Genomic DNA, 13,135 nt, shown 5'->3' on the forward strand with positions numbered 1-13,135 from the left:
TAATATTTGAACTAGACTCTTTTATGCTCATTTAGAATATACAATCTTTTTAATCGTTTCCCCAGAAAGAAAATATTCTTCTGCAAGTTGATGAATAGCAATCCCACTTTTAAACGCTTCTTTAATCGCTTTATTTCTTTCATCTAGTTGTTTTCTTCCGCCAGATCGTGTACCCCATTTATAATGTTTCGTTTCTTGTTTCGGAATATAAATTGTTTCACCTTGTATATACTTTTGAATTTCAGTAATTAAACTTTCTGGTAAAACCGTCGCGGCTTTAACGTATTTCATTTCTGCTCGCCCCTTATTTTTTATAGTTCATTTCAATAAGGTGCAAAGCCAAATATAAAAAATGATACGAGCTCATTTAGGCGATTGTATATTACTTGTCTACCTCACGCAAAGTATCGCCATTTCCATACTTGGCTTTGCATGAGACGTTGCAGTGTCTGGCAATTGAATTGTAATCGCCATTTAAACACCTCCTAATATACCTTTTGCATTTTATTATATGATAAATCCCTTCCCCTTGCATCCACATCCTTTTTAAAGCGTGAAATTACTTAATTTGATATAATACTTATTAATTGAATCAAAAATCATTGTGAGGTTACATTATGAGGAAAAAAATTATCATTACAACCGTTACACTATTCTTTATTATCACGGCATTATTTGGAACATACAAATTGATGAACGCAAGAAGCTTTCAATTATTTGGAGATTTAACACAACGCGTAGAAACAAATGAAAAAGTGATTGCTTTAACTTTTGATGATGGCCCTACTAACAATGTAAAACAAATATTACCGCTACTAGATAAATACAACGCTAAAGCTACTTTCTTTTTAATTGGAAATGAATTAGAGAAAAATTTATCGTTAGGAGAAGCTATTGCGCAATCTGGGCACCAACTTGGAAACCATACATATTCTCATAATAGAATGGTTTTCAAAACACCTTCTTTCATTAAAGGTGAAATAGAAAAAACGAATTCATTAATCCGCCAAACAGGATTTACAGACGAAATTGATTTTAGGCCTCCTAACGGGAAAAAATTAATTGGACTACCCTATTATTTAAATAAAAATAATATCGAAACGATTATATGGGATCTTGAGCCCGATACTTTTTATAAATCTACGGCTGATAAAATTGAATATGTTAATAAAAATGTAAAACCAGGTTCTATCATTTTATTGCATTCTATGTATGATGAGTCTAATGAAAATTTACAAACGATTGAAGGTATTTTAGATTCTTTATCTAAGAAGGGCTATCAGTTCGTAACAGTAAATGAATTGCAAAAAAGAGCAAAATAAAAAGGTAGCGTATCTTTGTATGATACGCTACCTTTTTATATAATGCCAAGTACATTTAAGAATACGATAATAATCGCAATTGGTGCGATATACCGAAGTAAGAATAACCATAATACGAATAGTTTATAACCTTTATTTTTACTTACACCTAGCTCTTTCATTAATACATCTTTCTTCATTTTCAAAGGAACAAAGATAGAAACTAATAATACACCAAGTGGCATTAATACGTTACTTACTGCATAGTCCGCTAAATCAAAGACTGTCTTTCCGAAAATCTTCAGATCACTTAATATACCGAATGATAATGCTGATGGTACCCCAACAACGAAGATTAATAACCCTACGATTAAGGCCATTTTTTCACGTTTCCCTTTACCTTTTGATGTTAACGACGCAACACTAATTTCTAACATCGAAATTGCTGATGTAATCGTAGCGAAGAAGAATAGTAATAAGAAAACGATGAAGAATAATTTTCCAAATGCCATTTTACTGAAAATAGCTGGCAATACGATAAATAATAGTCCCGGTCCTTGAGATGGTTCCATTCCGAATGCGAACACAACTGGGAAAATTGCAAGTCCTGCAAGTAATGTAATAACAAGAGTTAATGCTACGATAGAAAATGCTGAACGTGGTAAGCTTTCTTCTTTCGGTAAATACGAGCTATACGTTACCATAACGGCTACCCCGACAGATAACGAGAAGAACGATTGCCCCATTGCGTATAAAATAACTTCTGATGTTACATGTGAGAAATCAGGTTGTAAGAAGAAACGAACGCCTTCTCCGGCACCATCTAACGTAAGTGCACGAACTATTAATACAAAGAATAAAACAAATAGTGCTGGCATGAAATATTTATTTACTTTTTCAACACCATTTTGTACACCTTTACTTACGATAAAAATAGTAATAAGGATGAATAATAGCTGTGATCCAACTGCTAAATATGGATTGGAAATGATTTCACCAAACGTAGCTTCGTATGCTCCATTTCCTTCCCATAGTCTACCTGTAATTGCATTCCATAAATATAATAAAATCCAGCCTCCTACAACACTGTAGAAAGAAAGTAATATGAAACATGTTACAATTCCTAATTTACCTAACCAAGGCCATAACGTTTTAGGAGCAATCTCTCTATATGCATCAACAGCCTCTTTTTGTGTACTTCTTCCAATAACAAATTCAGCTAATAATAGCGGTAAACCAATTAATAATGTGAAACCGATGAAAATTAGGAAGAATGCTCCGCCTCCTCCAATGCCGGCCATATATGGGAATTTCCAAATCGCCCCAAGACCAATTGCCGAACCTGCTGCAGCTAATACGAAACCTAATTTCGATGTCCATTGCTGTGAATTCATTTATTAATCTCCTCTCTATCTCTTCTTTTTTGTTACAATTCGGTATTTATATTGTTCTATCAATACTCTTTTCTAATACGTTCACTTCCTCCCTAATAATAAAAAACGCCCCTACGTAAATACGTAGGGACGACAAAAATATCGCGGTACCACCCTAGTTGTGAAGAACACTAAGAAACCACCTAAATAAAAACGCCCCTACGCAAAAACGTAGGGACGATAAAATATCGCGGTACCACCCTAGTTATGAAGCCACACCAAAGTTAGGACCTAAATAAAAAACGTCCCTACGTAAATACGTAGGGACGATAAATATCGCGGTACCACCCTAGTTGTGAAAAAATCTTCACCACTTTATTTGATAACGGTATAAACTACCGTCTTTCATTTCCTCATAATGCGAGATTTATGAAAGATGCTCCAGGACGAACTTCATGAATAATCTATATACTGATTCACACCAACCATCAGCTCTCTGAAATAGGGAGATATTCACTACTATACCCTTTCATTGCCCAAATATTATTTTCCGAATTGATTACTATCATTTTTATCACACATTAAAAATAGTGTCAACTTATATTTTGAATTTTTATGTATTACAATCTATTTAAAAATTCAAAATATAAGTTTTAGTTTAGAAAACAAGTAGATTAGTACATAACGAATTCTAACAGGCAATAGAAAAAGAATTACGTATTATTGATACTTATTCCAGAAGAAAAATCATCTAGAAACATAACCTATCTCTATCTGTATTAGTTTTTAAGAGTTTGATGGATACCAAGAAAATTCCGCATCACTATCCAGTGGTCTATTTTTCGTTTCTTCTTTAATTACACGAAACCATTCATTTAAAATTTGAGTTTTTGGCAATTGAGCAGCAAGGTTATCTTCCCAAATTATATGTGAGAACCAGGCTTTCGTTTCCCATTCAAACTGCAATTGTGCGAACGAAATTATAGGGTGATCAGCTTCACGAAATTGCTCATTTACTGCATTTGAAACTTCTGGAGCTTGCGGTAACAACTCGTTCTGAATTCTATTTTTTATCGTCTCATTTTCTAGCTGATCCCAGAAATACAATTGTCCGTTTATTTGATAAAAAATATCAAATGAAGCCTCACCTTTCTTCAAATTCAATAATACGAAGGCACGTTCCACATCATTGTCAGCTGCTTTTACAGCATTAATAATTATATTTTGTGCCATTGATACCCAGTAACTAGTCGCTTCCTCTACCGGTGATTCAACATACAATTCTTCACTTAATTCATGAAGAGTGGCCTCTTGCTCATTCACTTTTTCAACTTTTTTAAAAAACCTATTAAAAAACCCCATAACTTCCCCCTTATTACTATTTTCTATTTCACAAAATAAAAAATAGATTTTTCTTGCTCATCCACATTTACTCCTGGCGCGTATGTATGAACTTGTTGCAATACTTCTTCTATTAGCAACTCTAACTCCTGCACACTATTTTCTGGACTCCCTATTAATATATCTGCCATACGTTTATATAATTTTTCAGGTTTAATAGTCATTCGTTCCACATTATTAGGCATCCATTTAAACGCTGGATGATGCACGTACATTTTATTCAAACCAAATAAAACACCAAATACATTCCTTTGTACTTCACAAATAACGTCATAAAGCATAAGCCAATCTTTCCGTTTTAAAAGCGCCTTTCGATTGTGCCAACGATTACTTAACCATAGATTTTCTGAAATCATCCGTTTTGCTAGTTCATCTGGATATGCCGCTACTCTATCTTTTAATTCATTCACTTTCCCTTCTCCATACAAACTAACACCATCATGAACAGATGATACAATACATTGTTTTTCATAACTTATATCATATTGATCCACCACATCCGAAATCACTTTCTCTACTGTCTCTGTTAAAAAGTTACTAATCTCTAATTTAATTCCCTCTTTCGTTAAATACGTTTCCGACCATTCTTCTTCCTCATACGGATGATACGATAATATTTTCCCATCAATATGATAAATAGGGGCCCTACGATCCTCATCTTCCGGCGGTGTTGACCATAAAATATGTAATTCTATATCTGAATGTTCATCTTCAAGTTTTCTAGCTACTGAACCCGCTAAAATAATAGCTTCCACTTTCGGATTTTTCCTATAAATCTCTGACATCTCTATCGCTTTCTCTTTTAATCCCATTTCATTTCCCCCTAAAATTGCAGTAATCCCTTATATTTCATTTATCTATTTCGATTTTACAGCTTGCATTACCTTTTCAAATTCCTACTACATCATATTTCTATCCAATAGCGCTGAATAACTTCACCAGTACGAGAAGAAACTACTTCATTTTCTAACACACCGCCAACCTTTTGAATCGTTTTAGCAGAACCGATATTGGATTTATCGCAAGTTATTAACACTTTCTGTAATCCTAATTTTTGTGCTTCAGCTAATGCAAGCTTTAGTTGTTTCGTAGCGTAACCGTGGCGACGTTTATTTGGATGGACACTATATCCAATATGACCGCTTTCCCGTAATAATTCTGGATTTAATCTATGTCTAATATTCACAAAACCTATAAGTTCCCTTTTTTCAAAACTTAAAAACTGGCTAGATGGCACTCGATTAGCTAGTATATTTTCTCCTAGTTCTTGTTTACTCACTTTTTCAAACCATTCATCAAGAGAATCAAAGTTTTGTAAAGAACTACTTCCATGTGGTTGTTCCCCTGATTGTAAAAATGCCTGTCTATACGCCGTAATATGCTCACTATATTCATGGATTGGTTTTAATAGTTTCATTGTTCTTCTCCCCCTCTTCATTCCATAAACCAAACACCTTAATAGCAGCTATTCACTATTAAGGTGTTTCTATCCTTTTTTATTCAAATAACCCCATGCTCAAATAACGTTCACCTGTATCAGGCGCAATACATAAAACTTTTTTACCAACGCCTAGACGTTTCGCTATCATAATCGCAGCGTAAACAGATGCTCCAGAAGATGGCCCAACTAATAATCCTTCTTGTCTAGCTAAATTTCTCATTGTCGTTAAAGCCTCTTCGTCTGCAATTTGAATAATTTCGTTATACACTTCTGTATTTAAGTTTTTCGGAATAAATCCTGGGCTTGTTCCTACTAGTTTATGAGGACCTGGTACACCACCTGATAAAACGGGAGATCCTTTCGGTTCCACTACTGCAATATATAAGTTTGGTAATTTCTCTTTTAACGTTTCACCAGTCCCTGTAATCGTTCCACCTGTTCCTGCCGTTGCAACAAAGGCGTCAAGCTCTCCATCCATTTGTTCATAAATTTCAAGCGCAGTCGTATAGCGGTGAATATTCGGATTAGCTGGGTTTTCAAATTGTTGCGGAATAAAACTATTCGGTATTTGCTTTTGCAATTCTAACGCCTTCGCAATTGCTCCTGGCATTCTTTGTTCTGCTGGTGTTAAAACTACTTCTGCTCCGTATGCTTTCAATAAATTAATACGCTCTTTTGACATATTATCTGGCATAATTAAAATCGCTTTATACCCTTTAGCTGCTGCATTCATCGCTAAACCAATCCCTGTATTCCCGCTTGTCGGTTCAATGATTGTATCTCCTGGTTTGATGAGACCATTTTCTTCTGCAACGTGAAGTAAATTATAAGCAGCACGGTCTTTCACACTGCGCGATGGATTAAACATTTCTAGTTTCACATACACATCTGCTGCGTCTTCCGGAATAAATTTAGATAATCGGACGACAGGTGTATCGCCTATTAATTCTGTTACGTTTTCACATAATTTCATAGCGCATCCCCTATTCTATCGTTTTCTTATCACTTGGCAGTAACCATGAAGTGAGTCCAATTAATGGTAGACAACTACATAATAGCATAATAAATTGCAGGCTATATATATCTGCTAATTTCCCAAGAACTACTGCACCTAATGCTCCAAGTCCAAACGCAAGACCTACTATTAATCCTGACACCATTCCCACTTTTCCAGGTACAAGCTCTTGTGCATATACAACAATTACACTAAAACTACTTGAACTAATAAAACCGATACATAAAAATAACGGTACGACCCACACAAGTGAGACATGTGGTAATAACAGTGCAAGTGGCGCTGAACCTAACATTGAAAATACGATGATATTTTTCTTACCAAATCGATCTGCTAACGGTCCTCCGAAGAAAGTGCCTAACACACCAGCAATCATAAATGCGAATACGAAATACTGGGCATTTTTTATAGATAAACCATAATGCTCAATTAAGTAAAATTGATAGAAATTCCCGATACCTGCACCGTACCAAGAGCGCACAAAAGTAAGAAAAACAAGAAGTATAATTACGAATTTAATATGTGTACTTACAATTGCATTTTCCGCCTCAAGCGCAGCTCTCTTCTTCCTTCTTACAGCGCCGGTTGCTAATTCATTTTTGTACCAATTCGATACGAAAATTAATAATGCAATTCCTACTGCTGCAAATGCTGTAAAACCTAATGAACCAATTTGACCGAGTGGAACGAAAATTAGCGCTGCAAAGATAGGAGCTAAAGAATTCCCCGTGTTTCCCCCAACTTGATAAATCGCTTGCGCTAACCCTCGTTTTGCACCTGCCGCCATATACGCAACACGAGCGCCTTCTGGATGAAAGACTGCGGAACCTAAACCAATAAATAAAACAGAAATAATAACAATAATAAAGTTTGGTGCAAACGCGAGTCCAATCATTCCAAGCATACTTGAAAACATGCCGAGTGGTAATAAAAATGGTGACGGCTTCTTATCTGAATACATACCAAACACCGGTTGCATAATCGATGACGTCATATTTAACGCAAACGCAATCCACCCTACTTGCATATAGGATAAATTCATCGTTTTTTCCAAAATAGGAAACAACGCCGGTACAACTGCTTGCATCGAATCATTTAAAAAATGTCCAAAGCTAATCGCAAATAATATTCGATATATTGTCGGTGTTTCTACTGTGTTTTTTTGCGAAACTGCCTGCATATGTGAATCGCTCCTTTCTGTACAAAAAATATATTTATTACAGTAGGTGTAATAAATTCTGACTTTTGAAACATTTCTATTCTATACTGCTTTCATTTCTTTTTCCAGAAATATAACTTAACTCCCGTCATTGGCTTGCATCCTTGTAACTTTCAGCCGTAAAACATTATAGAAAAAGGCAACCCAATCACAAACTGGGTTGCCTTTTACATTAAATTGCAAAACGCTTATACTTCTCGTAATCGCTCGTCTTACATTCCACTTCTAGTTTCGTACCTTCATTTTCATAACTCGTTGATAAAACGTGCGCATGATTATTGAAATACGAAACTACCTGTCCTTGATCATATGGAATTAACATTTCACACTTCGTATATTCTTTATAGATGTGTGAGCGAATCATTTCTACAAGTTCTTCAATTCCAACTTGTTTCTTCGCTGATAAATAAACACGATCTTCTTGCACTTTCGGAATTTCAACATCTACCATATCTGATTTATTATAAGCATAGATCGTTGGAATATTTTCTACTCCAATTTTCTTTAACGTTTCATTTGTAATATCAATTAATTGTTCATATTTTGGATTTGCGTAATCTACGACGTGAATAAGTAAATCTGCTTCCGCTACTTCTTCTAACGTTGAACGGAACGCTTTCACAAGATGATGTGGTAATTTACTTACAAATCCAACTGTATCTGTTAATAAGAATGATTTATTATCTGGTAAATCAATATTTCGTACAGATGTTTCTAACGTCGCGAATAACATATCTTTTTCAAATACTTGCTTTTCTTCTGTACCATTATAAATTTCAAGCATTGCATTCATCGTCGTTGACTTTCCTGCATTCGTATAACCTACTAATGCTACAACAGGTATTTCATTTTTCTTACGCTGCTTTCGCTGCGTTTGACGCTGGGCAACGAGCGCTTCTAAATCTTTATTTAAAACTGAAATTTGTTCTTCAATTTTACGACGGTCTAACTCTAACTTCTTTTCACCGACACCTTTATTTTTCGTACCAACGCCGCCGCTCTGTCTTCCTAACGATTCACGAAGACCGATTAAACGAGGCATCATATACTGAAGATGGGCTACTTCTACTTGTAGCTGTGCTTCTTTCGTTTTCGCACGTTGCGCAAAAATATCTAAAATTAAAATGGTACGATCAATTACCTTACAATCTAAATCCTCTTCTAAATTTCGAATTTGTGAAGGAGATAATTCATCATTAAAGATAACCATATTCGCATCTATTTCTTGTACATACGCTGCAACTTCTTCAATCTTTCCTTTTCCGATATAATGCGATGGATTTACTCGTTGTAAATTTTGCGTTACTTGCCCAATTACCTCTACATCACAAGCTTCCGCAAGATTTGTTAACTCTTCCATCGAATATGCAAAATCATCTGCATTACCTACATTTACTCCAACTAAAACTGCTCTTTGTAATACTTCTTCCATATATTTATTCCTCCATTTCGATTACGTAAAATAAAAAACACAGGTCGCTGCCTGTGTTTTCGTAAACGGATAAGGGTTCACCAAAGAAATAGAAGAAAGCTATGCTTTCATCCTATTTTATAGTCAAAAAATCCCAAGATTGTATACGTATCCACAATAAGTGTTCACCTATACAATCCCATTCTATTTATAAAGGCAAAACAAAAAGAGGGCGTATTCGTCCCTCCCTCTTTTTCACATATAAGCTTAATAAAGGGTTCCTTTAAAATAGGCAGACCAATCCCGTTCACTCTGTACACAGACAGAGCCTTTGAGCGCTATTCAATTATTGGCACAAAGTATTGAGACGTAATCTGATTAAGATCAAAGGAAGCCCCTCCGTTCATTTTAAGTTACATAAAGTGTAGCATAAGTAATTCGCTTTCACAAGGTTTAACAACCTATATCACACTAAAGAAAATCGTTATATTTTTACTTTAATCGTCATTTTTTGCGAGTTTTTTCACAACAAAAATAACAAAAGCAATTATCAATTTTAGAAACTTCTCGTATATTATTTTTACAGCACTCGCCAAATTCCTTCATAGTAAGTTAAGTATTATCGTTTTAATACAACAAAAATCTTTATTGACATTTTTATAACCTGATATTAGTATCAGGTTATAAAAATAAAAGTTAGGAGATGTTTCTATGCATTCTAAATCTCGTATTACTGCAATTGGTACTTATGTTCCAGATCAAATATTGTCTAATAACGATTTAGAAAAGATGGTCCATACGAATGATGAATGGATTTTACAAAGAACAGGAATGAGGGAAAGAAGAATCGCTAGCGAAGAAGAATACTCCTCAAACTTAGCCATTAAAGCAATTAAAAATTTATGTACAACATATAAGAAAAACTTAGAAGATGTCGACTGTATCATTGTCGCTACTACTACTGCTGATTACGTTTTCCCTAGTGTTGCTTGCCAAATACAACAATACTTCAACATACCTCATACACTAGCTTTTGATTTAAATGCAACTTGTGCTGGTTTTACATATGGACTACACGTCGGTAATAGCTTAATCACTTCTGGATCACATGAAAAAGTACTTGTCGTAGCGACAGAAACATTATCTAAAGTTACTGATTATAGCGATAGAACGACCTGTATTTTATTCGGTGATGGTGCTGGAGCTATTTTATTAGAAAGAGATGAAGACACCCCAAGCTTTATCGCTGCTCACATGGGAACAAACGGTGATGGCGGCATTCATCTATATAGAACAAACTTATCTACTACTATGAATGGCACACCACTGCAAACAAATGAAAAAATCGTTCAAAATGGAAGAGAAGTATATAAATGGGCAACACGTACAGTGCCAAAAGGCATAAAAGATTTAATACATACCGCAAATATGCAAGTAGATGATATAGACTGGTTCATACCCCACAGCGCTAACTTACGAATGATCGAATCTATTTGCGAAAAATCTCAAATTCCAATACAAAAAACATTAACGAGCGTGGAATATATGGGGAATACCTCTTCAGTCACCATTCCACTCGCTCTAGATTTAGCTATAAAAGAAGGAAAGTTAAATAATGGAGACACACTTTTACTATACGGATTCGGTGGCGGACTTACGCATTTAGGACTTATTGTAGAATGGAATTTAATTTAAGTGTATAAAAAGAGGCTCTAGTCAGTAACTAGAACCTCTTCTTCATTTAATTTCTTACCCCTTTTCGAGACCATATCACAACAGGAATAAGTAACAACGCTAACACGCCTCCAGCCAATGACAATGCCGCATAACTTGAATTCGCTACTACCATACCTGACATCGCTCCACCAGAAGCTCCAGCTAGCGCAATAAAAACATCTATTTTCCCTTGTGTTTTAGCACGTGTAGACGGTGTTGTGGAATCAACGATTTGTGCTGTACCACTAATCAATCCGAGGTTCCATCCTAGCCCAAGTAAAGAAAGAGCAACGATTAATAATAATAAAGAATCACTTGGCGCTATCGCAGCTATGACACCCGCTGCAAGTAAAATCACTCCACCAGCTATGCTCATTGTAGTTCGGCCAATTTTATCAATTAACATTCCTGTAACGAGAGATGGAAGATACATTGCACCTACATGAAAACCTATCACAAGTCCTACTGCACTTAAACCGTGACCGTGGTGTCCCATATGAACTGGCGTCATCGTCATAATCGCAACCATCACGATTTGCGTAAGTATCATTACGATTGCTCCAACTGTAATACCTCGTTTATTTTCTTTCGCTTCTTCTGTTATTGGTTGCCCTTTATATGTATGTTCCTGTTTATATCTTTCTATTATGTTAGCAATAATTAACGGATCTGGACGAAGCATAACAAAAAGAACTAGCCCCGCCAGCATAAATGCTGCTGCCGATAGTATGAACGGACCTGCAAGTTTAGGAACTCCAATTGAATGAGCAAAACTACCCATTACTCCTACTAAATTTGGTCCTGCAACTGCACCGAAAGTCGTCATTACCATCGTAATACTAACAGCCGTTGCTCTCTGCTTCTTATCTGCTAAATCTGTACCTGCATAACGAGCTTGTAGATTCGTGGCTGTACCGGCACCATATATGAGTAAAGAAATAAGTAAAAGAATAATGCTATTCGTTAAAGCTGCCATTACAACACCAATTGCTCCAAATCCGCCTACTATAAACCCTGTTGCAAGACCTATCCGGCGTCCATATCGTTGCGAAAGCTTCCCTACTATGAAAGCTGCTAATGCTGATCCCAATGTAAACATAGCAGTCGGTAATCCTGCAAATGCATCTGTTCCAAGCATTTGCTGCGCAAGAAGTGCTCCCACTGTAATACCAGCAGCTAGTCCTGCACCGCCAAACATTTGTGAAATGCTGACGATTATTAACGTTCGTTTGTATAGTTTTTGTTGCTCCTCTTCTGTGTACACATGATTATCTATTAAAGCCCCTGCCTTATCTAGCAATTCCCCATCCTCCTTTTAAAATTAATCCCTCTTGTTAATGTACTATGTATAATGTTACATATTCAATGGCATTTTCCATTCATACCTTTCATTCAAAAAACTTTCTAATCATACTCGACTTATCCCATGCTATATTAAAAATACTACTATTCACAATACGCAAGGAGAAAACAATGAAAAAACAGGCTAATAGCAGCCTGTTTCCCTTTACACTTCTTCTACTATCCTTCCCCTTCTCTTTTTACTCAAAGCTCTTCCTTCCCAAAACAACAAACTTACGAAAGCACAAATTAATATAATTGGCACACTTGCTTTATATAAATCTGTAAAACTCATAGCCATCTGATTCTTGGCATAATGATTCACATCATTCGAGAATGTGAGTACCTCTTTCTTTATACTTTCCTCTTGTTTTTCAACTTCTTTTGTCACTTGCCTCATAACTTCTTCTCTTTTTACATCCCTATATTCTACTGGAACTTTTCTTAATATTTCATCCGTCTTGTCGCGAATCAATTCTTCCTTCTTCTCTTTACTTAATCCCATTGTCATTGCATTTTGTTTCTTATTTATATTCGATTCTAAACTTTGATTCTCTATTTTTTCTTTAGTTATTTGTAAAATTTCAGTTTGCTCAGTACTATTCACATGAATATTCCGCACCTTTTCTTCTGCATAACGATATACTTTTTCTTTATTTACAGTTAAATTATGAGTTAAGTTAGAGACAAACATTGCAACCGCCAATACAATTCCAACTTGTCGTAACATTGATACAACACTTTGAGAAGCAGTTAACAGTTCTCCTTCAAATGAAGAAGCACTTAAAACTGTAATTGGCCCCACTACTAAATCATATCCAACACCTAATATCATACACGGAATAATAATTTCTATATTTGTTGAATGAACATCAATCATTTGCAACCAATAATAGGAAATCCCTATAATTTGGTTT

11 protein-coding genes, 1 pseudogene and 1 other annotated feature are annotated in these 13,135 nt (G+C 35.4%); of the genes and pseudogenes, 2 read left to right on the plus strand and 10 right to left on the minus strand.

Annotated elements, in window-relative coordinates; genetic code table 11:
- Positions 1-27: 27 nt before the first annotated feature.
- Positions 28-291 carry a CD3324 family protein gene (locus F3I02_RS05285; RefSeq protein WP_000878308.1) on the minus strand — a complete coding sequence of 88 codons (264 nt, stop codon included), beginning with the start codon at positions 289-291 and terminating at the stop codon, positions 28-30.
- Positions 292-617: 326 nt separating this feature from the next.
- Here F3I02_RS05285 and F3I02_RS05290 point away from each other — a divergent pair, with 326 nt between their 5' ends.
- A complete protein-coding gene (locus F3I02_RS05290; RefSeq protein ID WP_001227583.1) occupies positions 618-1,322 on the plus strand; it encodes a polysaccharide deacetylase family protein in 705 nt (234 codons plus the stop codon).
- A 35-nt stretch (positions 1,323-1,357) separates the two neighbouring features.
- Here the strand turns inward: F3I02_RS05290 and F3I02_RS05295 are convergent, their stop codons facing one another.
- From F3I02_RS05295 to hflX, 7 genes are all read right to left on the minus strand, one after another.
- Entirely contained in the window at positions 1,358-2,695 is a 1,338-nt protein-coding gene (locus F3I02_RS05295; protein WP_001088187.1) for a sodium-dependent transporter, read from the minus strand.
- A 298-nt stretch (positions 2,696-2,993) separates the two neighbouring features.
- Positions 2,994-3,216: a binding site (T-box leader), on the minus strand.
- Positions 3,217-3,460: 244 nt separating this feature from the next.
- Entirely contained in the window at positions 3,461-4,036 is a 576-nt protein-coding gene (locus F3I02_RS05300; protein ID WP_000505538.1) for a hypothetical protein, read from the minus strand.
- A 23-nt stretch (positions 4,037-4,059) separates the two neighbouring features.
- Complete coding sequence (locus F3I02_RS05305) at positions 4,060-4,887, minus strand: DUF4037 domain-containing protein (protein ID WP_000523176.1); 828 nt, start codon at positions 4,885-4,887, stop codon at positions 4,060-4,062.
- A 92-nt stretch (positions 4,888-4,979) separates the two neighbouring features.
- The gene (locus tag F3I02_RS05310; protein WP_000771275.1) at positions 4,980-5,492 is read right to left on the minus strand and encodes a GNAT family N-acetyltransferase; all 513 of its coding nucleotides are present in this window, start codon (positions 5,490-5,492) and stop codon (positions 4,980-4,982) included.
- 79 nt (positions 5,493-5,571) lie between these two features.
- Positions 5,572-6,489 (minus strand): cysteine synthase A, encoded by a 918-nt coding sequence (gene cysK, locus F3I02_RS05315; RefSeq protein WP_000762273.1) that lies wholly within the window; start codon positions 6,487-6,489, stop codon positions 5,572-5,574.
- A 10-nt stretch (positions 6,490-6,499) separates the two neighbouring features.
- On the minus strand, positions 6,500-7,711 hold the full coding sequence (locus F3I02_RS05320) for an MFS transporter (RefSeq protein ID WP_196477719.1): 1,212 nt from the start codon (positions 7,709-7,711) through the stop codon (positions 6,500-6,502).
- 211 nt (positions 7,712-7,922) lie between these two features.
- Complete coding sequence (gene hflX / locus F3I02_RS05325) at positions 7,923-9,182, minus strand: GTPase HflX (RefSeq protein ID WP_196477720.1); 1,260 nt, start codon at positions 9,180-9,182, stop codon at positions 7,923-7,925.
- Positions 9,183-9,872: 690 nt separating this feature from the next.
- Here hflX and F3I02_RS05330 point away from each other — a divergent pair.
- Complete coding sequence (locus F3I02_RS05330) at positions 9,873-10,856, plus strand: ketoacyl-ACP synthase III (protein WP_046945418.1); 984 nt, start codon at positions 9,873-9,875, stop codon at positions 10,854-10,856.
- Positions 10,857-10,902: 46 nt separating this feature from the next.
- Here the strand turns inward: F3I02_RS05330 and F3I02_RS05335 are convergent, their stop codons facing one another.
- Positions 10,903-12,177: an MFS transporter gene (locus F3I02_RS05335; protein ID WP_000884519.1), complete on the minus strand. Its 1,275-nt coding sequence runs from the start codon at positions 12,175-12,177 to the stop codon at positions 10,903-10,905.
- Between the two features lie 207 nt (positions 12,178-12,384).
- Positions 12,385-13,128 (minus strand): annotated as a pseudogene (locus tag F3I02_RS05340) (MFS transporter); the annotation flags it as partial.
- Positions 13,129-13,135 lie beyond the last annotated feature (7 nt).

The sequence above is a fragment of the Bacillus sp. SRB3LM genome (genome assembly GCF_015712745.1).
GTDB classification, from domain to species: Bacteria; Bacillota; Bacilli; order Bacillales; family Bacillaceae_G; genus Bacillus_A; species Bacillus_A thuringiensis_K.

Bases quoted from the DNA above. Each gene is read 5' to 3' on its own strand.
- F3I02_RS05300 (WP_000505538.1), bottom strand. From the start codon at position 4,036: ATGGGGTTTTTTAATAGGTTTTTTAAAAAAGTTGAAAAAGTGAATGAG.
- cysK (WP_000762273.1), bottom strand. From the start codon at position 6,489: ATGAAATTATGTGAAAACGTAACAGAATTAATAGGCGATACACCTGTC.
- F3I02_RS05330 (WP_046945418.1), top strand. From the start codon at position 9,873: ATGCATTCTAAATCTCGTATTACTGCAATTGGTACTTATGTTCCAGAT.
- F3I02_RS05310 (WP_000771275.1), bottom strand. From the start codon at position 5,492: ATGAAACTATTAAAACCAATCCATGAATATAGTGAGCATATTACGGCG.
- hflX (WP_196477720.1), bottom strand. From the start codon at position 9,182: ATGGAAGAAGTATTACAAAGAGCAGTTTTAGTTGGAGTAAATGTAGGT.
- F3I02_RS05320 (WP_196477719.1), bottom strand. From the start codon at position 7,711: ATGCAGGCAGTTTCGCAAAAAAACACAGTAGAAACACCGACAATATAT.
- F3I02_RS05290 (WP_001227583.1), top strand. From the start codon at position 618: ATGAGGAAAAAAATTATCATTACAACCGTTACACTATTCTTTATTATC.
- F3I02_RS05295 (WP_001088187.1), bottom strand. From the start codon at position 2,695: ATGAATTCACAGCAATGGACATCGAAATTAGGTTTCGTATTAGCTGCA.
- F3I02_RS05305 (WP_000523176.1), bottom strand. From the start codon at position 4,887: ATGGGATTAAAAGAGAAAGCGATAGAGATGTCAGAGATTTATAGGAAA.
- F3I02_RS05285 (WP_000878308.1), bottom strand. From the start codon at position 291: ATGAAATACGTTAAAGCCGCGACGGTTTTACCAGAAAGTTTAATTACT.